Here is a 22,532-nt window from a genome sequence, read left to right on the forward strand (position 1 = left end):
CCGGCACGGCGTGCTCGCCCATCGGTTTCCGCCGGCCGTAGTCTCACCGACATGACGACAACGCAGACACACACCCTCGCCGTGCCCGGCGTCGACCTGGTCTACGACGTCCGCGGTCCGCTGCCCCCGTCCGGCGGGCACCCCGTGCTGCTCATGATCGGTCAACCGATGACGGCGGAGGGCTTCACCGCGCTCGCCCCGCACTTCACCGACCGTACCGTCGTCACCTACGACCCACGCGGGCTCGGCCGCAGCGTCCGCAAGGACGGGCGCATCGACCACACGCCGCAGCAGCAGGCGGCCGACCTGCACCTGCTGATCGAGGCGCTCGGCGCCGGCCCGGTCGACGTGTTCGCCAGCAGCGGCGGTGCGGTGACGGCACTCGAACTCGTCGCGACGTACCCGCACGACGTCGTCACGTTGGTGGCGCACGAGCCGCCGATCAACGCGGTGCTCCCCGACGCCAGCGCCGCCGAGCGCGCGCGGGCCGGCTTCTACGAGGCGTACCAGGCGAAGGGCACCGGCGCTGGCATGGCCGCGTTCATCGCGATGACGTCGTGGCAGGGCGAGTTCACCGATGCCTACTTCGCCCAGCCCACCCCCGACCCGGCGATGTTCGGCATGTCGACCGACGACGACGGCACCCGCGACGACCCGCTGTTGTCACGGAACTCGTGGGCGATCACCGACTACCAGCCCGACGCGGGCCTGCTCACCGCCGCACCGACCCGGATCGTGATCGCGGTCGGTGAAGAGTCGGCGGGGACGTACACCGCGCGGACGGCCCTCGGCATGGCGGCCGTCCTCGGTCAGCAGCCCGTGGTGTTCCCGAGTCACCACGGCGGCTTTCTCGGGGGTGAGTTCGGCTACGCGGGCAAGCCCGAGGAGTTCGCGACACGGTTGCGGGAGGTGCTGGACGCAGGCTGACCGTCCGCGCTATTCGGCCAGGAGCTGCTCACGCAGGATCTCGGCGTGCCCACAGTGCTGGGCCAGCTCGCGCAGCACGTGCAGGTAAACCCAACGCAGCGGCAGCGGGCCGCGCCGGTTGCCGCGGAGCACGTCGTCCAGGCCCAACGACGCCGTCGCGCGGTGGGAGGCTTCGCACGCCTCGCGGTGTGCTCGCTGGACCGAGGCGATCGTGTCGTCGTCATCGAGGATGAACGACTCGTCCGGCGTCGCGGGAATGCCGATCTCGGAGCGGGGCCGGCAGGTGACGGCCTCGTCGAACCAGACCTTCTCCACGAACGTGGCGTGCTTCACGAGACCCAGGAGCGTGGTCCGGGACGGCACCAACGACCGGCGCGCCTGCTCCTCGGTCATCCCGTCCAGGCAGCCGTTGAGCGCCCGGCGGTGCTCGTCGATGAACGCCTCGATCTGCGCCTGCGCCGGCTGGTCGATGACATCGTGAGCGAACGTCCCCGGAAAAGAAGTCACCCGCGAAGCATTCCAAGGTCATGGTCGAGGCGCAAACACCAGCCGCTCAGCCGAACGAGGTGAGCGCGCCGCGCTGGTCGAAGCGGGCCGTGCCCGCCCAGGCGATCTCCCAGCGGTTGCCCTCCGGGTCCGCTATGTAGCCGGAGCGCCCACCCCAGGACCGGTCGGTCGGCGCCGCCACCACCGTCGCGCCCGCCTCGACGGCCACGGCGAAAGCCGTGTCGACCTCCTCGCGGCTGTCGACATTGCAGGCCAGGGTGACGCCCGACCAGCCACCGGTCGGGGCGGGCACGCCCGGCGCCGCCTCGGCGGCCAGCTCCGGCAGCGGGTAGAGCGCGAACAGGACACCACCGAGCAGGAAGGCCGACCAACCGTCGTCGCTGGCAGGCAGCTCAGGCCACCCCAGTGACCGGTAGAACGACCGCAACGCCGCGATGTCGCGTGCTCCCACCGTGACCACGGACAGCCGGGAGGGGACAGTGCTCATCAGCTGATCCTGCCCGAGGCGTACGCCACGCGCCACGCGTCGTCGTTCAGTCGCGGCCAGCGAAGTGGTCGGCAAGCACCGGCGCCAGCACCTCGTCCGAAACGCCGTGCCACTCGCCGGGCAGGGTGCGGTGCCGACCGGCGGGCAACGTCTCGGCCACCCCCTGCGCCCAGCCTCGCAACCGTGCGTCGCTCTGCTCACTGTCGAGCACCAACGTCGGGATCGTGAGTGTGGTCAGCGCCTTGGCCGGCAGGGCCGCGAGCAGGGTGAGGTCGTAGACCAGCGTGTGCGCCAGAGCCTCCATGGCCGACCAGCCCGGCCCGCCGCGCATACCGTCGATCACCTCCGCCGGCACTCCGATGCTGCGCTGGAAATGCAGCACCGCGTCGCCCCGCCGGCCGGCGGCTACCAGCCTGGTGATGTCCCCGGCCAGGTCCGGCTCGTCGGGCGACTGCTCGTCCTGCTCGAACGGCGGCTCCAACACGGCCAGTCGAGTGACCGGCAGGCCCCCGTCCACGGCGAGCAGCGCCAGCACCGCGCCGGAGGAGAAACCGTACAGGGCGGCAGGCCCGCCGGCTGCGTCGTCGATCAGGGCCTGCAGATCCTCGACCTCCCGCTGCGGCGCGTACGGCACTGTGTCGGTGCTCTGCCCCCGGCCCCGCCGGTCATAGGTCAGCACGGTGAATTGCTCGGCCAGGTGGGCCGCCAGTGACCTCATCGGACCCATTTCGCGGAACCCGCCCGCCGCGTCCACCAGGATCACCGCAGGGCCGGAGCCGCTGCGCTCGTACGCGATGGTGGTGCCGTCCGCCGAGCGGACCGTGCCGGTCGTCGCGGTCTCGCCCACGGCCCCTCCTCGTGTCGATGACGGTGGCCCCACCGTAGGCGATGGGTCCGACGTCGACAGCCCGTTCAACCGAAGCTGACGCTGACCGACTCGCCCGGCTCGGTGCCCGCGCGGGCGACGACCTCGCCCTGCGGCGTCCACACCCCGGACCGTCCGGCCGCCTCGGTGTAACCACCGCCGGTCGAACCGGCGAAACTCGCCACCGCCACCCAGACCCGGTGGGCGGTGGCGATTCGGTGCGCCCGCTGGTCCGTCACGGCGGCGTCGCGCGCGGACTCCAGGACACCCGCCGCGTAGACGTCGATCCCGAGCGCCGCGGTCCGCTCCGCGTGGGCGGCGACCCCGGTGTCCTTGCAGATCGCCAACCCCACCCGCCAACCGTCCACATCGAGCACGACCGGCGCATCGCCCGGCCGGAACCGGCGGGCCTCCGCGTCCCCCAGCCACATCTTCCGGTACGCCACCGTCACACCGGCCCCGGTCACCGCCAGCACCGCGATGTGATCACCCGCGACCGGTGCACCGGCCAGGGCCAGTGCGCCCACCTCGCCGCACGCCTCCACCAATGGCGCCAACCGCGGGTCATCGGACGACACGACCGGGGCGTCCAACTCGTACCCGGTCAGCGACAGCTCCGGAAAGACCACCACCCGGGCACCCGCCGCACGGACCGCTGCGGCGTGCGCCCGCGCGTTCGCCGCGACATCCAGGGGTACGCACAGCGGCTGCGCCACCGCGAGCCGTAGCGGGGTGCGGGTTCCCACATCCCCGCCGGTGGGGTCCACCCGCGCGGCCGGGCGGTCAGCCTCATGGTCGGCTCTCAGGATCACTTCGTAACGTGGGCGCATGATTCGAACGTCCCACGCCGTGTTCGCCACCGGAACCCCCACCGCTGCGGCCGAGCCACCCCAGGATGGGATGGTCGGCTACGTCAGTGACCTGGTGGAACGACTCGGTGGGCCGGGTGCCGGCCTGGCAGTGGCGTTGGAGAACCTGTTTCCGCCGATCCCCAGCGAGGTGATCCTGCCGCTGGCCGGGTTCGTCGCCGCCCAGGGACGGATCAGCCTGATCGGTGCGATCTTCTGGACCACACTGGGCTCGGTGGTGGGCGCGCTGGCGCTCTACCTGATCGGGGCGTCGCTGGGCCGGGACCGGATGCGCGCCATCGTGGCCCGACTGCCGCTGGTGAAGCTCACCGACGTGGACCGGACCGAGGCGTGGTTCCTCCGGCACGGCGTGAAGGCGGTCTTCTTCGGCCGCATGATCCCGATCTTCCGGAGTCTAATCTCCATCCCGGCCGGCGTTGAACGGATGCCCGTCGCCACGTTCCTGCTCTACACCACGCTGGGCAGCCTGATCTGGAACACGACCTTCGTGCTCGCCGGCTATTTGCTCGGCGACAACTGGCATCTCGTCGAGGGGTACGTCGGGGTGCTCCAGAACGTCGTGATCGTGGCCTGTGTGGCGGGCCTGGCCTGGTTCGTCGGGTCGCGCGTGCTGCGGGCACGGCGCGCTGCCCGCAACCCCGAATCGGACGACCTCGACTCGGGCCGGTCAGTGGGTGTGCCCGGTGGGGTCGGTTCCGGTGGTGGCTTTGATTCTGATGGGGGGACCGGTTCGGGTGGCGGCTTCGGTTCCGGTGGTGGGTACGGGCCCGATGGTGGGTTTGATGGGGACCGTGGGGTTGCGGCTGGCGGTGGTGTGCCTGATCCGGGTGGTCGCGGCACGCTCTACCGCAGCGGTTCGTGGGGCTCCGACCAGCGGTAGGGCCGGTTTCGCTGCATCGGTTGCGATTCTGGCCTTTCCAGAACGTCTGCCTCGAACGGTTCCGCTGCCGGCCAGGTGACCTTTCCGGGCCGCGATGGATTCGTCCCGTGACTCAAGGGCCCGATTGGGGTGATTGTCCGATCCGGGAGGCCCTGGCACGGACGCCCTTGGACTTGATCGACTCGGTTTTCGTGAAGTCGGGGCATCCAGACGTCTTGGATGCCCCGACTTCCTTGAAGCCGAGTCGATCACGCCCGGCCGAGGTGGTCCGTGACCGCCGGGCTGGCTCGTGACCGCCGGGGTGGGGGCTTTGGGTGATTTGCCGGGGCCGGAGGCTCCGTGGGCTGTGACCGGCTGCACCCGTCGGTCGGAATGATGGCCGGGGCGGGGTCGTTACACACTCTGACGATCGCAGGACTACCGGCTCACCGCCCCGCCCACCGGGTGTCACGGGATGGCCCGGCCCCCGGAATGACCTCGGGCCCCCGGTCGTTGCAGTCCGCACGAGCGACCACCCGAGCACCGCTTCACACGAGCGGACATCGGCGGGTGGGCCCACCGGGGAATGATCCCCGACCCCCGGTCGTTACACATGGACCCGGCGCCACAAGCTCCGCTCGTAGGCCGCCGACCCCGGCGCCACAAGCCCGCGCTTGTCACCGCCGACCCCGGCGCCCGAGCCCCGCTCGCAGGTCGCCGACCCGGCCCCCGCAAGCCCCCCGCTTGACTGGTGCCGATCTCCCCGAAGACTTTTCCCCTTTGTTTGATGCAGCGCCGGACGAGGTGCTCACACCCTTGTGTCGCCGACCCCCATTGGTGGTGCGGGTGTTTCCTACCCCCGAAGGAGCTACCCCCATGAACACGATCATCCGTAAGAGCGTGCTGTCTGTTGCTGGTCTCGCGTTCGCTGGTGGTGTCTTCGCCGGCCCGATCGCCGCCCACGCTGCCAACCCGGTGGATGGCAAGCCGGTGGCGGTGGCGGTGCAGTCGGCCGCCCCGAAGCCCCAGGGCGAGCAGTCCCACATCACCCTCAACGATGAGCAGACCGCGAACGTCAAGGCGATCATCGCCGCGACGAAGAAGGCCGGCCTGCCCGAGCGCGCCGCGGTCATCTCCATCGCCACGAGCCTGCAGGAGTCCAAGCTGGAAAACCTGGGCCACCTCGGCGACAAGAATGACCATGACTCGCTGGGCCTGTTCCAGCAGCGCCCGAGCTCGGGTTGGGGCACGCCGGAGCAGATCACCGACCCGGCCTACTCCACCACCGCGTTCCTCAAGGGCCTCAAGCAGGTCGACGGGTGGCAGGACATGGCGCTGACCGACGCCGCGCAGACCGTCCAGGTCTCCGCCTACCCCGACGCCTACGCCCAGTGGGAGCAGCAGGCCACCGACCTCGTCGCCCAGCACTGGAACAGCTGACCCACCAACACACACACCGCACAGCACAGCTGGCCGGCACCCCCACCCGGGGTGCCGGCCAGCGGCATTTCCGTTTCCGTGCGGCAGGCGCACGGGCTGGTCGCTGCGGGGGATGGCGTGCCGCGTGGGGTGGGCGGATGGCACGGTTCGATGCGGGAGGCACTGCCTGGGAGATCTTGGACAGTTTCCGTTCTGCGCTAACGGAAACTGTCCAAGATCTCCCAGGGCGCGGCCGACGCGCGGCTCAGTGGTGGGTGGATGGTCGTGGCCGTGCGGCGGTCGGCGGTGCAACTCGACGGCGGTGCGATTCGGCGCCGGCGGTACGGCCGGCGGTGCGGCGAGCCCACGGCGGGCGGTGCGGTAAGCCCACGTGGCGGGCGGTGCGGCGAGCCGTTGCGGTGGGCGGTGCGGCGAGCCGTTGCGGTGGGCAGTCGCCGGCCAGCGGGGACGGCGGACAGCCGGGCGGTGCATCGGACGGGCGGGTGCGATGGGGTGGGGTAGGGGAACAACGTGGGGGCCGAGCCGGTTGTGGTCAGTGTCGGTGTGACTCAGTGTCCCCGGGCCTCACCTAATATCGCCTTCGCGGAATACCGTTCGGCTGGAGCCGCGTCGCGCCACTCGCCGAGAGGCGACCTGCACACCGACACCAGCGCCGCCCCCGAGCCCACAAGGCCGGGGGCGGCGCTGTCTGTGCCCATGGATCAGTCAGTCGGCGGCACAATGCTCGGATGACCGAGCCGCAGCCATGGTCCGAGCAGTCGGGCGTACTCGTACTCCCCAGCGGGGCGACGGTGCGCGGGCGCCGCATCGGTGCGGTGACCTCGCCCGCCGACTTCGCCCTGCTGTTGGCGCCTGGTCCGGAGCCGACCTGGCCGCACCGGAAAATCCGGTGGCCCGATTTCTGGGTACCGCTCGATCGGGCGGACGCCCTCGATGCCCTACGGGTGGCGCTGCGGCGGGCGCACGACGGTGAGCGCGTCGAGGTGGCCTGTCGGGGCGGGGTGGGGCGCACCGGAACGGCGTTGGCCGCGCTGGCGATCCTCGACGGCCTGCCTGCCGACCGGGCGGTGCCGTGGGTCCGGGCGGGCTACCACCCGAAGGCGGTGGAGACGCCCTGGCAGCGACGCTGGCTGCGCCGGGTGACCTGACCGCCGCGGCCATCGGCCAACGCGTGGCCGACCACCGCCCGCCCGACCGCCCGGCGCTGGACCGCCCGCAGCCGCGCCACGCACCGCGGGCCCCGCTGACCGTTGGTCGCGCGCCTAGGCGACCGCTGCCGCCTCGCCGACGTACTCGCGCAGGTGGGTGGCGGTGAGGGTGTCGCCGTGGGCGACCAGTTCGGCGGGTGTGCCGGTGAAGACGATTCGGCCGCCGTCGTGCCCGGCGCCCGGGCCGAGGTCGACGAGCCAGTCGGCGTGCGCCATGACCGCCTGGTGGTGCTCGATGACGATCACCGTGTTGCCGGCGTCGACCATCCGGTCGAGCAGGGCCAGCAACTGGTCCACGTCGGCGAGGTGCAGGCCGGTGGTGGGTTCGTCCAGCACGTACGTGGTGGTCTTTTCCGCCAGGTGGATGGCGAGCTTGAGTCGCTGCCGTTCCCCGCCGGACAGGGTGGTCAGCGGCTGGCCGAGGCTGAGGTATCCGAGGCCGACGTCGACCAGCCGGCCGAGGATGAGGTGCGGGAAGAAGGCGTGCGCCTCGGTGACCAACATGGCCAGCACCTCGCTGATGTTCTTGCCGCGCAGCGTGTACGTGAGCACCTCGTCGGTGAAGCGTCGCCCCTCGCACCGTTCGCAGACGCTCGCGACGCCGGCCATCATCGCCAGGTCCGTGTAGATCAGCCCGATTCCCTTGCAGGCCGGGCAGGCGCCTTCGGAGTTGGCGCTGAACAGGGCGGCCTTGACGCCGTTGGCCTTGGCGAAGGCGGTACGGATCGGGTCGAGCAGCCCGCTGTAGGTGGCCGGGTTGCTGCGTCGGGACCCCCGGATCGGGGACTGGTCCACGATGACGACCCCGGCCCGGCCGCGCAGCGACCCGTGGATCAGTGAGCTCTTGCCGGAGCCGGCGACTCCGGTGACCACGGTGAGCACCCCGAGTGGGATGTCCACGTCCACGTCGCGCAGGTTGTGCAGGTCGGCTTGGCGGATGGTGAGCTGCCCGGTGGGTCGGCGCGTCTCGTCGCGCAGTGTCACCCGGTGGTCCAGATGCCGGCCGGTGAGCGTGTCGGAGCGGCGCAGTCCGGGGACGTCGCCGGTGAAGCAGATCCGGCCACCGTCGGTGCCGGCTCCCGGCCCGAGGTCGACCACGTGGTCGGCGATCGTGATGGTCTCCGGCTTGTGCTCGACCACCAGCACTGTGTTGCCCTTGTCGCGCAACCGCAGCAGCAGGTCGTTCATCCGGGCGATGTCGTGCGGGTGCAGGCCGACTGTGGGTTCGTCGAAGACGTACGTGACGTCGGAGAGACTGGAGCCGAGGTGCCGGACCATCTTCACCCGTTGGGCCTCACCGCCGGAGAGGGTGGCCGACTCCCGGTCCAGGCTGAGGTAGCCCAACCCGATCTCGACCAGGGACTCCAACAGGTCCCGCAGGTTGGCGATCAGTGGTGCGACCCCGGGGTCGTCGATGCCTCGGACGAACGTCGCCAGGTCGCTGATCTGCATGGCGGAGCAGTCGGCGATGTTGCGTCCGGCGATCCGCGATGACAGGGCCGCCGCGTTGAGTCGGGTGCCGGCGCAGTCGCCGCAGGTGGTGAAGGTGACGGCCCGGTCGACGAAGGCGCGGATGTGCGGTTGCATCGACTCGCGGTCCTTGGCCAGGAGGAGCCGCTTGACCTTGACGGCCAGACCCTCGTACGTCCAGTTGTTGCTCCCCACCTTGATCTTGGTGGCCGGCTTGTGGAGGAAGTCCTCCCACTGTTGCGGGGTGAAGTCCTGCAGCTTGACGTCCGGGTCGAACAGGCCGGAGCCGACGATGGTCTGCCAGTACCAGGAGTCGACAGCGAAGTTCGGCACGGTGATCGCGCCGTCGTTGAGGGAGCGCTCGACGTCCACCAACTCGTTGATGTCGAGGTCGGAGACGCGGCCCAGCCCTTCGCAGGTGGTGCACATGCCCTCGGGCAGGTTGAAGCTGAACGCCCCGGCGCCGCCGATCGACGGCTGGCCGAGCCGGCTGAAGAGGATCCGCAGCATCGCGTACGCGTCTGTGGCGGTGCCGACGGTGGAGCGGGAGTTGACGCCCATCCGCTCCTGGTCGACGACGATGGCCGCGCTGAGGTTGCGCAGCGAGTCGACGTCCGGCCGGTTGAGGTTCGGCATGAACGACTGGAGGAACGCGCTGTAGGTCTCGTTGATCATGCGCTGGGACTCGGCGGCGATGGTGCCGAAGACCAGCGACGACTTGCCCGATCCGGAGACACCGGTGAAGACGGTCAACCGGCGCTTGGGGATGTCGACCGAGACGCTGGCGAGATTGTTCTCCCGCGCTCCGCGTACCTCGATCATGTCGTGGCTGTCGGCGGCGGACCATGCTGGCTGCGACATGCGAACCCTTCACAGAGTCGTGGCGGGACTCTTTCCCCCGCGATGCTGGCGGGTTCCATTGTCTCATTCATCACCACGTAGAGACTTCTGCCGGAATCGGAGCGCTCGCGTCAGCAGCACGTCCCGGAAAGTCTCAAATCACGTCGTAAGCGGTAGGGTGGCTCGCGTGGACGGCACCCGGGAGAGTCGGCTGCGCGCCGTCGACCTGGCGGCCACCGTGGGGATCTCGGTGCAGCAGGTGCGCAACTACGTCGAGTCGGGGGTGCTGCCGCCGGCGGGGCGCACCGCGAGCGGCTACCGGATCTTCACGACCGAGCACGCCCGGGCGCTCACCGTGGCGCGGCGGTTGGCCGAGGGGCACGGCTGGAGTCGTACCCGGGAGATCATGTCGGCGGTGCACGGGGGTGACCTGCCGGCCGCCCTCGCGGCGCTCGACGGCGGTCACGCCGAACTGGACCGCGAACGCGCCGAAATCCGCCGGGTGCTCGGCGCGTTCGAGACCGTGCTGGCCAGCCCACCGGCGGCCCGGCCCGCACCACGCCGTGCCTCCCGCATCGGCGAGGTCGCCGCCCTGGTCGGCGTCCGGACCTCGCAGCTACGGCTGTGGGAGCAGCGCGACCTGCTGCGGCCGCGCCGCACGCCGGGCACCAACTACCGGGTGTACGACGAGGCCGAGCTGCGTGCCGCGCAGGTCATCGCGTTGCTGCGCCGAGGTGCGTACCCGTTCGAGATCATCGAGGCGGTGCTGGGGGAGTTGCGGACCACCGGGAGCCCGCAGCGGGTCCGCGCGGAGCTGGCCCGCCGCGAGCAGGAGCTGCACGCGCGCAGTCTGCGCCGGCTGCGGGGCAGTGCCGCCCTGCACGACTACCTGCGCGCTCGCGACGAGGCGGGCCGACCGACCGCGGCAACCCGTCCCGCCGGAGGATCTTGTTGACTAGGGTCGGGCACATGAGGACTGCGCTGCTGGCGGCCACCGCGTCCGCCGTTCTGCTCGCTCCCGCGCCGGTCGCCTCCGCCGGAGCGTCCGCCGCGTCGGTCGTGCGGTGCCCCCGCGCGCCGGCGCCGGGGGTGTCCCGCCCGCCCCGGCCCTCGCCCCCGCCCGCCGTGCCCGAGCAGCGGGTGGTCGGCGGCGCGGCGCTGGACACGACCGGCCTGGTCGCGCCGGCCGGCGTCGCCGCGCCACCGGGGGTCAGCGCCACCTCGTGGCTGATCGCCGACCTGGACAGCGGCCAGATCCTCGGCGGGTGCGGTCCCCACGAGTACGGCACCCCGGCCAGCGTGCAGAAGCTCCTGCTCGCGGCCACGATGCTGCCCCGGCTCGACCCGAAGCAGACGGTCACCGTCACCGAGGACGACATGTTCATCGAGCCCGGCTCCTCGGCCGTGGGTCTCGTCGCCGGTGGTCGCTACACCATCGAGACCATCTGGCTCGGGTTGCTGCTCAACTCCGGCAACGAGGCCGCCAACGCGCTGGCCCGACTCGGCAGCGGGACCGACAGCGCCGCCGGCGTACGCGCCATGAACGAGCACGCACACCATCTCGGCGCGCTCCAGACGCACGCGGTAACCCCGTCCGGGCTGGATGGCCGGGGGCAGTTCACCAGCGCGTACGACCTGGCGTTGATCGCCCGGGCCTGCTTCGCCGATCCGACCTTCCGCCGGTACGCGCTGACCGAGCACGCGCGGATTCCCGTCCAGCCGGCGCAGCGGACCAAGGGTTTCGAGATCCAGAACGAGAACCAGCTCATCTACCGGTACCCGGGAGCGCTCGGCGGCAAGACCGGCTTCACCGACCTGGCCCGGCACACCTACGTGGGCGCGGCGGAACGCGGCGGGCGACGCCTGGTGGTGACGTTGCTGGGCGCGGAGTCCACGCCCAGGCGCGGCTGGGAGCAGGGCGCTGCCCTGCTGGACTGGGGTTTCACGCTGCCCCGGGACGCCTCCGTCGGCCGGCTGGTCGAGCCGGGTGAGTTGACCGCGACGCCGTCGGCTGCGCCGTCCGCGCTGGCGGCACCGGGTGCGCCTCGGCCGGCGGCAGCCAGCGGGCCGACGCGTACCGGCTCGGGTTGGCTCTGGTCGGTGACCGCGGTGAGCGCCGCGGGTGTGGTGATGCTGCTGGGCGGGCTGCTGTGGCGCCGCCGCCGTCGCCTGCCCTGACGGATCGACATCCGGCGCTGCCCTCCATAGACTCCGGTCGTTCTGGCACCACGAGTCCAGGAGGATCCCTGTGTCGAGTGAACTCCCACCGCGCCCCGGCGTGGCGGCACCCCGCCGACCGGTGCGCGCCCTGACCCGCCTCGCGGGGGTGACAGTGCTCGCCGGGGCGCTGGTCGTCGGCGCGTCCGCCGCCGCGGTCGCCGCGCCGGGCCCGTCGGGCGATGCGGTCACCGCGTCCGCCGCGCCGCCCACCGCTGCCGACACCGCCACCCGACCGCCGCGCACCACCCACGGCCCCTGCGCGTACACCGAGACGCCGGACGAGCCCGCGGCCCGGCCGGTGCCGCTGCCGCCCGACCCGCGACGCACGCCGGCCCGGGGCACCGTCCGGGTGACCCTGGCGACCAACCACGGGCCGATCGGGCTGACCCTCGACCGGGCCGCCGCGCCGTGCACCGTGCAGAGTTTCCTGCACCTGGTGGGCAAGCGCTTCTACGACCGCACCCCGTGCCACCGGCTCACCGCGTACCCGACGTTGAGCGTGCTGCAGTGCGGTGACCCGTCGGGCACCGGCGAGGGGGGCCCGGGATACCGGTACGGCGACGAGCTGCCGACCGACCTGCCGCCGGCGCCCACCGACCCGACCGGGGAGCGTCGGGTGTACGCCCGGGGCGTGCTGGCCATGGCCAACGCCGGGCCGGACACCAACGGCAGCCAGTTCTTCCTGGTCTACGCCAACTCGGCGCTGCGCCCCAACTACACGATCTTCGGCGAGGTCGACGCGGCCGGCCTGGCCACGCTGGACCGGATCGCCGCCGGGGGAGTGGCGCCGACGGCCGAAGACCCGGCACCCGTCGACGGCGCGCCCGCGCTGCCGGTGACCATCCGCAAGGCGGTCCGCACGCACCACCACCACTGACGGCGCGGCGCGGTGGGTGACCCTCGGTCGCTCACCGCGCCGTACGGTCGACTGGCGTCAGCCGCGCAGCGCCGGAATTCCCGGAAGTGGACCGAAAGTGGTCCAACCGGATTCCGACGCAGTTCCGGCCGTCACGACGGGTCGGGCGACCCGGTCGGTGGGGCGGCGGTGCTGTCGCGGACGACCAGTTCGGTGGCCAGTTCCACCCGAGGGGAGTCGATGCCCTCGCCCTGGGACAGGCGCAGCACGGTCCGTGCCGCCAACCGTCCCATCTCGACCAACGGTTGGCGCACGGTGGTCAGCGGTGGGGACGCCCAGCGGGCCTCCGGCAGATCGTCGAAGCCGACGACGCTCACGTCGTCCGGGACTCGCAGCCCTCGACGCCGGATGGCCTCGTAGACGCCGAAGGCCATCTGGTCGCTGGAGGCGAAGATGCCGGTCGGCGGGTCGGCGAGGTCGAGCAGCGCGGTCCCGCCGGAGAACCCGGAGGCGTGGTAGAAATCGCCCGGGTAGATCAGCTTGTCGTCCACCGGCACACCGGCGGCCTCCAACCCGGCCCGGTAACCGTCGAGCCGCGCGCGGCTGCACAGCAGATGCGTCGGCCCGGCCACGAAGCCGATGCGGCGGTGCCCGATCGACAGCAGGTGTTCGGTCGCGGCGAGGCCACCGGCCCAGTTGGTCGCCCCGATGGTCGGCACGTCCATGGCCGGCACGCCGGCCGGGTCGACGACCACCACCGGCACGTTGAGGCGACGCAGTTGCGCGTGCAGCGGCGGGCTCAGGTGGGAGGTCACGAAGATGACGCCGTCGGTGGCCCGGGTGCGCAGATTCTGCAGCCACTGCCGGGCCGCTGTGGGCTGCCGGTGGATCGCGGAGACCACGGTGCCGAGGCCCGCGCCGTGCCCGACATCCTCGACACCCCGGATGATTTCCACAGCCCAGGGGCTGTCCAGGTCGTTGAAGACCAGGTCGACGAGGCCGGCGCGGCGCACGCTGCGGCTGGTGCGCCGCCGGTAGCCGTGGTGGCGCAGCAACTCCTCGACCCGCTCCCGGGTGCCGGGGGCCACATCGGAGCGACCGTTGAGCACCCGTGACACGGTCGGCACCGACACCCCGGCCTCCCGTGCGATCGCGGTGATGGTCACCCTGCGTCCGTCGTCCGCGCCCACCCGCGTCTCCTTCACCGAGCCGGAGGAACGACCACAAGACGTCGTCCACCGTGTGTCCCGAAACGGCGTGCCCGTTCCACGCGTCATCTTGCCTCACGGGAGGGGGTTCACGACATTCCAGGTAAGTGCTGATGATCACCGAAGTTGCGGAAATCTTCCGGAAAGACAATCGGCTCCGTGGATCATGTCCAGTTGCCACTGCGGCCCGAGCGCGGCTGATAGACAGGGTCGGTGGGTAACCGCATCGGGTTCGTGCTCGCGCTCGCCGCGCTGCTCGGGGGCTGTTCGCGGCCGGAGCCCCGCCCCGCGCCGGTCGCGTCGCAGCCGACATCGGTGAGCCCTTCGCCGACCCCGACATCGGTGGGCCCGCCGACGCCGACCACCGGCGAGCGGCTGCCGGGGTTCGTGGTCCTGACCGACCTCGACCCGCGCATCCACGCCGACATCCGCTACGCGACACCGCACAACTTCGTCGGCCGCCCGATCGCCGGTTACCCCGAGCCGCTGTGCCTGCTCACCCAGGAGGCGGCCGAGGCGTTGCGCCGCGTGCAGGACGCCGCGCTGGCCGGTGGGCACAGCCTCAAGGTGTACGACTGCTATCGCCCGCAGCCGGCCGTGGACGACTTCGTCGCCTGGTCGAAGCGCCCCGACGAGCAGCAGACCAAGGCCGAGTTCTACCCGGACGTGGCCAAGAACCGGCTCTTCGCCGAGGGGTACATCGGGGCGCCCACCGCGCACAGCCGAGGCAGCACCCTGGACCTGACCCTGGTCGACGAACCGGCCGCCAGCCAACCCCCGTACCGGGTCGGGCAACCCCTGGTCGCCTGCACCGCGCCCCGGGGGCAGCGCTTCGCCGACAACAGCATCGACATGGGTACGGGCTTCGACTGCTTCGACTCCCGTGCGCACACCGCCGACCCCCGGATCACCGGGACGGCGCGCGACAACCGCCGGTTGTTGCAGCGGCTGATGACCGACGCCGGGTTCGTCAACTACGACCGCGAGTGGTGGCACTACAGCCTGCGCGACGAGCCGTACCCGGACACCTTCTTCGCGGCGCCCGTCGCCCGCTCGTCGGTCGGCTGACGGGAGGACCCGGCTCGATCGCCCCCCGGTGCCCAGCGGGCATGATCACTGGAATGACCACCGAACGGATCGGCCCCCCGCTCACCGGCGACGAGCGGGAGACGCTGCGCGCCTTCCTCGACTTCCACCGCGCGACGCTGGCCCTCAAGTGCGACGGCCTCTCCGACGAGGAGCTGCGCCGGCAGTCGATGCCGCCCTCCACGCTCTCGCTGCTGGGTCTGGTGCGACACATGGCCGAGGTGGAACGCGCCTGGTTCCGGCGGATCATGGACCGCGAGGACGTCCCGCTGGTCTGGTCGGAAACCGGCGACTTCCAGCAGGCGTACGACGCCAGCTCCGCCACCCGCGCCGAAGCATTCAACGCCTGGGAGCGCGAGGTCGAGCACGCCCGGCGGATCGAGCGGGCGGCCGTGTCGCTCGACGTGACCGGCCACAACGTCCGTTCCGGCGAGACCGTGTCGCTGCGGCTGGTGATGCTGCACCTGATTCACGAGTACGCCCGGCACAACGGTCACGCCGACTTGCTGCGCGAGGGCGTCGACGGCACCGTCGGCGTCTAGCCCGCCAGAGGGCTGGTCAGGTCCAGTAGAGGATGCGGCAGGCCGGTACGCGGGCGGCCAACTCGGCGGTGAACCACTCGCGCAGGTCGGCCATCGTGTCCCGGGGGTAGACGTACTTGATCGCGCCGAACTTGCCGTGTTTGCGGGTGCGGGACTCCTCGTCCATCTCCAGCCGGGTCCGGGGGTACCAGCCGAGCAGCACCTCCTTGCTGCCCGGGGTGAACCGGTGGGTGATCAGCTCGGCGGTCAGGTCCAGCTCGGGGACCCCGTCGACCGCCGCGCGGACCTGGTCGAGCAACTCGCCGTAGCGTTCCCGCCAGTCGGGCAGCGCGATGATCGGCGCGATGGTCAGCCCGACCGGGTAGCCGTCGAGCGCGAGGCGGCGCAGCGCCGCCAGGCGGTCCGGCACCCGGGCGGTGCCGCCCTCGAACCGAACGCTCACCGGGGCGCAGTTGACGCTGAACCGGACCCGGGTGCGGCCGGCGTGCGGCAGCCCGACGAAGGTGCCCACGTCGGCGTACTTGGTGGTCCAGCGCAGTTGCACGGGCGCGTCCCAGTCGGCGAAGTGCTGCACCGCCCGCCGCCAGCTCCCGGTCAGGTGTTCCAGGGCGAGCGGGTCGGTGTAGCAGGACGCCTCGAAGGTGGTGCCCTCGTCGGCGCGTCGGGCGTTGCGGCTGGTCACCGTCCCCCGGCCGGCGTACGCGGCGAGCCCGTCCAGGATGTCGTCGAGGTCCGCGTACACCCGGGTGACCGGCGGGCCGGACAGTGATCCGGCGAGGTAGCAGTACTGGCAGTGCGCCGGGCAGCCCTCGGCGAGGTCGACCCGCCAGTCGGCGCTGGGCGCGATGGGTTGCAGGTCGCGCCGCGACGGTGGGCTCACCACGATCGCCATGGTCGCCTTCGCTCGGGCGTACGTCTCCCGGTCGGTCTGCCCGCGTACCCCGGTGAGCCGGTTGGCCCGCAGGCGTTCCACCTCGATGCCCTGCGCCTGCACCCGCTCGACGATCCGTTGGCCGTGCGGGTGGTCGAGGGCGGCCGGGGTGGCCACCACCCGGCTCGGGGTCCAGCGGCGCGCCGGCCGGGCCGCCGGGGCGAGGCCGGCCAGGTCGCGAATCGGCACCCGCTCACCGCTGGCGTCGTGCGGAGCGGCGGGCAGGTCCACGGCGAGCGGTTGGTCGACGTCGACCGCGTCCGGGCTGGTCATCCGGCTGGGGTACCCGTTGCCGCAGGAATCCCACCCGGATCGGTCGGGTCGCGATTGACGACACTGGAGACGCGACATAATCTTTCGTCTATCTGTAAGGCTTGTGAACAGAAGCAGGTCGACGCGGCGGCGCGCGTCCCCACCGAAGGGACGATCAGGTGATCGCAGAACTCTCATCCCGTACCAGACGGATCGTGTCGCTGTTCGTCGCACTCCTGGTCGCGCTGAGCGCCGGTCTCGCGGTCAGCGCCTCGCGTGCCGCGCAGGCCGCGCCGACGTTCAAGGTCCTGGCCTTCTACAACGGCACCTGGGACGCCGCGCACATCGACTTCGTCAAGGACGCCCGGGCCTGGTTCCCGCAGGCCGCCGCCCAGTACGGCTTCTCCTGGGAGGCCACCAACAACTGGGGCCTGCTGAACACCGCGAACCTGGCCCAGTACAAGGTCGTCATGTTCCTGGACGACGCGCCGCCCACCGCGCAGCGTGCCGCGTTCCAGCAGTACATGCAGAACGGTGGCGCGTGGCTGGGCTTCCACGTCAGCGCGTGGACCGACAACCCGTCGAGCTGGAGCTGGTACTACAACACCTTCCTCGGCACCGGCGCGTTCCAGACGAACACCTGGGGCCCCACCCGGGTCACCATGCGCGCCGACAACCGCACCCACGCCGCCACCCGGAACCTCCCGGCGACCTTCCCGTCGTCGATCAGCGAGTGGTATTCCTGGAGCAACGACCTGCGGCAGAACCCCAACATCGACATCCTCGCCTCGGTCGACCCGTCCAGCTTCCCGGTCGGCACGGACCCCAACCAGTCCTGGTACGGCGGCTACTACCCGCTGGTCTGGAGTAACCGGCAGTACAAGATGCTCTACGCCAACTTCGGGCACAACGCGATGAACTACAACACCAACACCGGGCTGTCGTCCACCTTCGACAGCGCCCAGCAGAACCAGCTGCTGATCGACGGGCTGCACTGGCTCGCCGGCGCCGGCACCGTCCCCCCGACGACGCCCTCGCCGACCGGCGGCCCGATCTCGCCCACCGCCTGGCACACGGTGGTCAACAGGGGCAGCGGCAAGTGCCTCGACGTGCCCGCGGCGTCCACGGCGGACAGCGTCCAGCTCGTCCAGTACACCTGCAACGGCACCGCGGCGCAGTCCTTCCGGCTGGTGCCGCAGTCATAGCTCCACTGCCGCGTCCGCGCCGGGGTGAACCGCGATTCGCCCCGGCGCGGGACCGGCGGCCCGACCGAATCGGGCGGCGACGTCGCGGATGACGGCGCGCAGCTCCGGCGGGTCGAGCACGTCGAAGTCGACAGCGAGGGTGCCGAGGAAGGCGGCCAGGTTGCCCAGCGACTCGCCGCCGGTGTGCAGCAGACACGTCTGGCCGTCGATCGCCTCCAGCAGGCCAGCCGTGGTCGGGATCCGTTGCGCCATCTGCTCGGCCGACGCGTGCAGGCGTACCCGTGCCGGGTGTGGCCAGGCGGTGGAGCCGACGCCGCGCAGCACGTGCGCGACCGCGTCGCCACCTGGCGGCTCCCGGGGTGTGAAGCGTGGGCCGGTCGGCACCCGGGGTCGGATCCGGTCGGCGCGGAAGGTGCGCCAGTCGGCCCGGTCGGTGTCCCAGCCCAGCAGGTACCACCGCCGCCCGGTGTAGACCAGCCGGTATGGCTCGACATCGCGCACGGTCGTCATGCCGTCGTGCCCGGCGTAGTCGAACCGCAGCCGCTCCCGGTGATGCACCGCCGTGGAGACAGCGGTGAGCGTTTCGGCGTCCACGGTCGGGCCGCCGCCCGCGGCGGAGACCGTCGCCGTGCGCAGGGCGTCGACCCGGTGCCGCAGCCGCGACGGCAGCGACTGTTCCAGCTTCGCCAGCGCCCGCAGCGACGTCTCCTCGATACCCGTCACCGACCCGCCCGCCGCAGCCCGCAGCCCTACGGCCACCGCCACCGCCTCGTCGTCGTCGAGCAGTAGCGGCGGCAATGCCGACCCTGCGCCGAGCTGGTAGCCGCCGCCGACCCCGGGGTGCGACTCGATCCGGTAACCCAGCACCCGCAGCCGCTCCACGTCAGTGCGTACCGTGCGGGTGGTGACCGCCAGTCGTTCGGCCAACTCCGTGCCGGACCACTCCCGGCGGACCTGGAGGAGGGTCAGCAGCCGCAGCAGCCGCACGGAGGTCTCCACCATGGCGGCAAGTCTGCCAGCGGTCGCCGACACTCATGGGAGCGCCGGTTATTCGGTTGCCCGACCCGACGACGGCCTGCTGAACTACCCGAAACCGCCACGAACCTCCAGGGAGCACCAATGCGCGCTGCGTCGATGTCCGACCAGAAGCGATCTGTCGCCTACCTGAAGGACCTGACGCTGCGTGAAAACCCTGAACCTCGGCATCCTGGCTCACGTCGATGCCGGTAAGACCAGCCTGACCGAGCGGCTGTTGCACGACGTCGGTGTGACCGACCAGCTCGGCCGGGTCGACGCGGGCAGCACCCAGACCGACACCCTGGCACTGGAACGGCAACGCGGCATCACCATCCGCTCGGCTGTCGTCTCCTTCGTCCTGGACGACGTGACAGTCAACCTGATCGACACGCCCGGTCACCCGGACTTCATCGCCGAGGTCGAGCGGGTGCTTGGTGTGCTCGACGGCGCAGTGCTGGTGATCTCCGCGGTGGAGGGGGTGCAGCCGCAGACCCGGGTGCTGATGCGGACCCTGCGCCGGCTGCGCATCCCGACGCTGATCTTCATCAACAAGGTCGACCGGGCCGGGGCGGACCCCGAACGGGTTTTCCGGGCGGTCGCGGAGAAGCTCACGCCGGCCGTCGTGGCGATGGGCTCGGTGGCGGTGCCGGGGACCCGCGGCGCCTACTGCACGCCGTACGGCCCCACCGACCTCGCCTTCACCGACCGGCTGCTCGACCTGCTCACCGGGCAGGATGACGTGCTGCTCGCCGACTGGGTGGCGGACACGTCCTCGCTGCCGTACCCGCGGCTGCGCGCCGCGTTGGCGACGGGGACCGGCCGCGCGCTGGTGCAGCCCGTGTACGCCGGCTCGGCGATCACCGGTGCCGGGGTGGACGCGCTGATCGCCGGGATCACCGAACTGTTGCCCACCGTCGAGGGCGACGCCGACGCCCCGGTCTCCGGCACCGTGTTCGCCATCGAACGGGGCCCAGCCGGAGAGAAGATCGCCCTGGTCCGGCTCTTCGCCGGCACCATCCGGACTCGCGACCGGGTCCGCGTCGGGGCGGTCGACGCTGAACTGGTCACTGCCGTACGAGTCGTCGCCCATGGGGCCGACGTGGAGGCGTCGGCGGTCGAAGCCGGCCACATCGCCCGGTTGTGGGGCCTCAAGCACGCTCGGATCGGCGACCCGGTGGGCGTACCACCCGAACGTGGCGGCGCGGACCGCCACTTCGCGCCGCCCACCCTGGAGACCGTGGTGGTGCCGACGCGCCCCGGAGACCGGGTCGCGCTGCACGCCGCGCTGGTCCAGCTCGCTGAGCAGGACCCGCTGATCAACCTGCGGCAGGACGACCGGCGGCACGAGATCACCGTGTCGCTCTACGGCGAGGTGCAGAAGGAGGTCATCCAGGCCACCCTTGCCGAGGACTTCGGCGTGGGGGTGACGTTCCGGGAGACCAGCACGGTGCACGTGGAGAGGGTGTGCGGCGTTGGCGAGGCGGTCGAGGTGATCGCGGTGGCGCCCAATCCGTTCCTGGCCACCGTCGGGCTGCGGGTCGCGCCGGCGCCGACCGGTGCCGGCGTGACTTTTCGGCTCGGCGTCGAGCTGGGTTCGATGCCACCGGCCTTCTTCACCGCCGTGGAGGAGACCGTGCGTCGAACCCTGCGCCAGGGCCTTCACGGGTGGGAGGTCCCCGACTGCGAGGTGACGATGACCCACGCCGGTTACTGGGCGCGGCAGAGCCATTCCCACGGCACCTTCGACAAGAGCATGTCCAGCACGGCGGGGGACTTCCGCAATCTCACCCCGTTGGTGCTGATGGCCGCACTCGCCCGCGCCGGCACCCGGGTCCACGAGCCGGTACACCGCTTCCGGCTGGAGGTGCCGGGTGACATCCTCGGCACGCTGCTGCCCGCGCTCACCCGGCTGGACGCGGTGCCGACCGACACCACCGGGCAGGGCGCGTCCTACCTGGTGCAGGGTGAGATCCCGGCCGGTCTGGTGCACGCGCTGGAGCGTCGCCTGCCTGCGCTGACCCGGGGGGAGGGCGTGCTGGAAACCGAGTTCGACTGCTACCGGCCGGTGCGTGGTCCCGCCCCCGTCCGGACCCGCTGGGACAACAATCCGCTGGATCGCAAGGAGTATCTGCTGGCGGTCGCGCGCCGGGTAGGCGGCCGGTAGCAGCGATATCCATTGCGGACGCGCCGTGGCCCTCCTAGTCTCGTCCGTGCAAGCTCAACCGATCACACCCCGAGGGGAGTACGCCGTGCCGCGACGCGTCCGCACCGATGCCGCCTCGCGCCTGCTCCCCGTCGGCGCCGCTGTGCTCACCACCGCCAAAGCCTGTGCCTGCCGCCCATTGCGGCGCATCGAGCTGGGGTGGCGCGACTGACGTCGACGCTGACGCGTCCGTCGGCCGCCCATCCCACCGGGATCGGGCGGCCCTTTCGTATCCGCGTACCGCCGCCGGAAACCGGCCAGTCAGCACATGATCATTAACGGTCACCGCACGACAGAAGGAGACCACTATGGGATTCACCCCTCTCGCCGGCACCCGGGCGCCGGTCCGGGTCTGGACCGACCCGTACGCCATCGAGCCGCAGGCCGCCCGGCAGCTGCGCAACATCGGAGCGCTGCCCTGGGTGCAGGGCGTCGCCGTCATGCCCGACGTGCACTTCGGCAAGGGCGCCACTGTCGGTTCGGTGATCGCGATGCGACAGGCCGTCTCACCGGCCGCGGTCGGCGTCGACATCGGCTGCGGGATGTCGGCGGTCCGCACCTCGCTGACCGCCGCTGATCTCCCGGACGACCTGGCCGCGCTGCGTTCGGCGATCGAGGCCACCATCCCGGTCGGCTTCGCCCAGCGGCAGGACATGGTCGACACCCGTCGGATCCGTGGTCTGGAGCAGTCGGGCTGGGACGACTTCTGGGGCCGGTTCGCCGGACTGGACCGGCGGGTGGCGCAGCTGGAGACGCGGGCGCGGCGGCAGATCGGCACCCTCGGCGGGGGCAACCACTTCATCGAGGTCTGCCTGGAGCAGGGCGGCGCCGACGAGGGACGGGTCTGGCTGATGCTGCACTCCGGGTCCCGCAACATCGGCAAGGAGCTGGCCGAGCGGCACATCGGGGTTGCCCGGGGCCTGCCGCACAACGCCGACCTGCCGGACCGGGACCTGGCGGTGTTCCTCGCCGGCACGCCGGAGATGGACGCGTACCGGCGGGACCTGTGGTGGGCACAGGAGTACGCGCGCCGCAACCGGGCCGTCATGCTGGCCCTGCTCTGCAACGTGGTGCGTGAGCAGTTCCCGCAGGTCTCCTACGACGAGCCCATCTCGTGCCACCACAACTACGTCTCGGAGGAGAGCTACGACGGGGTGGACGTGCTGGTCACCCGCAAGGGCGCGATCCGGGCCGGCCGGGGGGACCTGGGCATCATCCCCGGGTCGATGGGCACCGGGTCGTACATCGTGCGGGGTCGGGGCAACCCGGACGCGTACTGCTCGGCGTCGCACGGGGCTGGGCGGCGGATGTCGCGGGCACAGGCGAAGCGGACGTTCAGCACGGAGGACCTGGCCGCGCAGACCGCCGGGGTGGAGTGCCGCAAGGACGCCGGGGTGGTCGACGAGATCCCCGGCGCGTACAAGGACATCACCGAGGTGATGGCCCAGCAGGAGGACCTGGTCGAGGTGGTGGCGCACCTCAAGCAGGTGGTCTGTGTGAAGGGTTGAGAGGCCGTGCGGACCGGGTGACCGGCCTGCAC

20 protein-coding genes are annotated in these 22,532 nt (G+C 71.5%); 12 read left to right on the forward strand and 8 right to left on the reverse strand.

From position 1 onward, the window contains the following. The first annotated feature begins 51 nt into the window (after nucleotides 1–51). Nucleotides 52–927 carry an alpha/beta fold hydrolase gene (locus CLT68_RS19790; RefSeq protein ID WP_099852773.1) on the forward strand — a complete coding sequence of 292 codons (876 nt, stop codon included), beginning with the start codon at nucleotides 52–54 and terminating at the stop codon, nucleotides 925–927. Between the two features lie 9 nt (nucleotides 928–936). Here the strand turns inward: CLT68_RS19790 and CLT68_RS19795 are convergent, their stop codons facing one another. The 4 genes from CLT68_RS19795 to CLT68_RS19810 all read right to left on the reverse strand — a co-directional run bounded on the left by CLT68_RS19795 (nucleotide 937) and on the right by CLT68_RS19810 (nucleotide 3,616). Next, nucleotides 937–1,434, reverse strand: coding sequence for a DinB family protein (locus CLT68_RS19795; protein WP_099852775.1), 498 nt, complete (start codon nucleotides 1,432–1,434; stop codon nucleotides 937–939). Nucleotides 1,435–1,480: 46 nt separating this feature from the next. Further along, on the reverse strand, nucleotides 1,481–1,921 hold the full coding sequence (locus CLT68_RS19800; RefSeq protein ID WP_099857372.1) for a VOC family protein: 441 nt from the start codon (nucleotides 1,919–1,921) through the stop codon (nucleotides 1,481–1,483). A gap of 46 nt (nucleotides 1,922–1,967) precedes the next feature. Further along, nucleotides 1,968–2,768 carry an alpha/beta fold hydrolase gene (locus CLT68_RS19805; RefSeq protein WP_199177091.1) on the reverse strand — a complete coding sequence of 267 codons (801 nt, stop codon included), beginning with the start codon at nucleotides 2,766–2,768 and terminating at the stop codon, nucleotides 1,968–1,970. Nucleotides 2,769–2,833: 65 nt separating this feature from the next. Beyond that, a complete protein-coding gene (locus CLT68_RS19810; protein WP_099852779.1) occupies nucleotides 2,834–3,616 on the reverse strand; it encodes a carbon-nitrogen hydrolase family protein in 783 nt (260 codons plus the stop codon). Here CLT68_RS19810 and CLT68_RS19815 point away from each other — a divergent pair. The 3 genes from CLT68_RS19815 to CLT68_RS19825 all read left to right on the forward strand — a co-directional run bounded on the left by CLT68_RS19815 (nucleotide 3,615) and on the right by CLT68_RS19825 (nucleotide 7,102). After that, entirely contained in the window at nucleotides 3,615–4,535 is a 921-nt protein-coding gene (locus tag CLT68_RS19815) for a DedA family protein (protein ID WP_099852783.1), read from the forward strand. The two genes, CLT68_RS19810 and CLT68_RS19815, sit on opposite strands and share 2 nt — an antisense overlap. Nucleotides 4,536–5,390: 855 nt before the next feature. Then, entirely contained in the window at nucleotides 5,391–5,954 is a 564-nt protein-coding gene (locus CLT68_RS19820) for a hypothetical protein (protein ID WP_099852786.1), read from the forward strand. A gap of 728 nt (nucleotides 5,955–6,682) precedes the next feature. Beyond that, nucleotides 6,683–7,102, forward strand: coding sequence for a protein-tyrosine phosphatase family protein (locus CLT68_RS19825; RefSeq protein WP_099852789.1), 420 nt, complete (start codon nucleotides 6,683–6,685; stop codon nucleotides 7,100–7,102). A 114-nt stretch (nucleotides 7,103–7,216) separates the two neighbouring features. Here the strand turns inward: CLT68_RS19825 and CLT68_RS19830 are convergent, their stop codons facing one another. After that, nucleotides 7,217–9,493, reverse strand: coding sequence for an excinuclease ABC subunit UvrA (locus CLT68_RS19830; protein ID WP_099852793.1), 2,277 nt, complete (start codon nucleotides 9,491–9,493; stop codon nucleotides 7,217–7,219). Between the two features lie 166 nt (nucleotides 9,494–9,659). On the opposite strand from CLT68_RS19830, the gene CLT68_RS19835 reads away from it, so the two are divergent. The 3 genes from CLT68_RS19835 (at nucleotide 9,660) to CLT68_RS19845 (ending at nucleotide 12,569) form a co-directional block, all read left to right on the forward strand. After that, a complete protein-coding gene (locus CLT68_RS19835; RefSeq protein WP_199177092.1) occupies nucleotides 9,660–10,427 on the forward strand; it encodes a MerR family transcriptional regulator in 768 nt (255 codons plus the stop codon). Between the two features lie 14 nt (nucleotides 10,428–10,441). Further along, on the forward strand, nucleotides 10,442–11,650 hold the full coding sequence (locus CLT68_RS19840) for a serine hydrolase (protein WP_099852799.1): 1,209 nt from the start codon (nucleotides 10,442–10,444) through the stop codon (nucleotides 11,648–11,650). A 70-nt stretch (nucleotides 11,651–11,720) separates the two neighbouring features. Continuing rightward, nucleotides 11,721–12,569 (forward strand): peptidylprolyl isomerase, encoded by an 849-nt coding sequence (locus tag CLT68_RS19845; RefSeq protein WP_255508829.1) that lies wholly within the window; start codon nucleotides 11,721–11,723, stop codon nucleotides 12,567–12,569. A gap of 131 nt (nucleotides 12,570–12,700) precedes the next feature. On the opposite strand, the gene CLT68_RS19850 is transcribed toward CLT68_RS19845, so the two are convergent. After that, nucleotides 12,701–13,738, reverse strand: a complete 1,038-nt coding sequence (locus CLT68_RS19850; protein ID WP_088951695.1) for a LacI family DNA-binding transcriptional regulator — start codon at nucleotides 13,736–13,738, stop codon at nucleotides 12,701–12,703. Between the two features lie 231 nt (nucleotides 13,739–13,969). Here CLT68_RS19850 and CLT68_RS19855 point away from each other — a divergent pair, with 231 nt between their 5' ends. Continuing rightward, on the forward strand, nucleotides 13,970–14,824 hold the full coding sequence (locus CLT68_RS19855; protein WP_486482246.1) for a M15 family metallopeptidase: 855 nt from the start codon (nucleotides 13,970–13,972) through the stop codon (nucleotides 14,822–14,824). Between the two features lie 53 nt (nucleotides 14,825–14,877). Next, nucleotides 14,878–15,384, forward strand: coding sequence for a DinB family protein (locus CLT68_RS19860; RefSeq protein ID WP_099852802.1), 507 nt, complete (start codon nucleotides 14,878–14,880; stop codon nucleotides 15,382–15,384). Between the two features lie 16 nt (nucleotides 15,385–15,400). Here CLT68_RS19860 and CLT68_RS19865 read toward each other — a convergent pair whose 3' ends face one another. Then, nucleotides 15,401–16,588, reverse strand: a complete 1,188-nt coding sequence (locus CLT68_RS19865; protein ID WP_199177093.1) for a spore photoproduct lyase family protein — start codon at nucleotides 16,586–16,588, stop codon at nucleotides 15,401–15,403. Between the two features lie 158 nt (nucleotides 16,589–16,746). Here CLT68_RS19865 and CLT68_RS19870 point away from each other — a divergent pair, with 158 nt between their 5' ends. Next, complete coding sequence (locus CLT68_RS19870) at nucleotides 16,747–17,772, forward strand: ThuA domain-containing protein (protein WP_486482247.1); 1,026 nt, start codon at nucleotides 16,747–16,749, stop codon at nucleotides 17,770–17,772. Here CLT68_RS19870 and CLT68_RS19875 read toward each other — a convergent pair. Beyond that, nucleotides 17,767–18,774, reverse strand: a complete 1,008-nt coding sequence (locus tag CLT68_RS19875; protein ID WP_099852804.1) for a helix-turn-helix transcriptional regulator — start codon at nucleotides 18,772–18,774, stop codon at nucleotides 17,767–17,769. The genes CLT68_RS19870 and CLT68_RS19875 overlap by 6 nt on opposite strands. Nucleotides 18,775–18,955: 181 nt before the next feature. Between CLT68_RS19875 and CLT68_RS19880 the strand changes: the two genes are divergently transcribed. Next, nucleotides 18,956–20,953 (forward strand): elongation factor G, encoded by a 1,998-nt coding sequence (locus tag CLT68_RS19880; RefSeq protein ID WP_099852807.1) that lies wholly within the window; start codon nucleotides 18,956–18,958, stop codon nucleotides 20,951–20,953. Nucleotides 20,954–21,300: 347 nt separating this feature from the next. After that, on the forward strand, nucleotides 21,301–22,500 hold the full coding sequence (locus tag CLT68_RS19885) for an RtcB family protein (RefSeq protein WP_099852809.1): 1,200 nt from the start codon (nucleotides 21,301–21,303) through the stop codon (nucleotides 22,498–22,500). Nucleotides 22,501–22,532: the final 32 nt, after the last annotated feature.

This window comes from Micromonospora sp. CNZ299, from assembly GCF_002754415.1.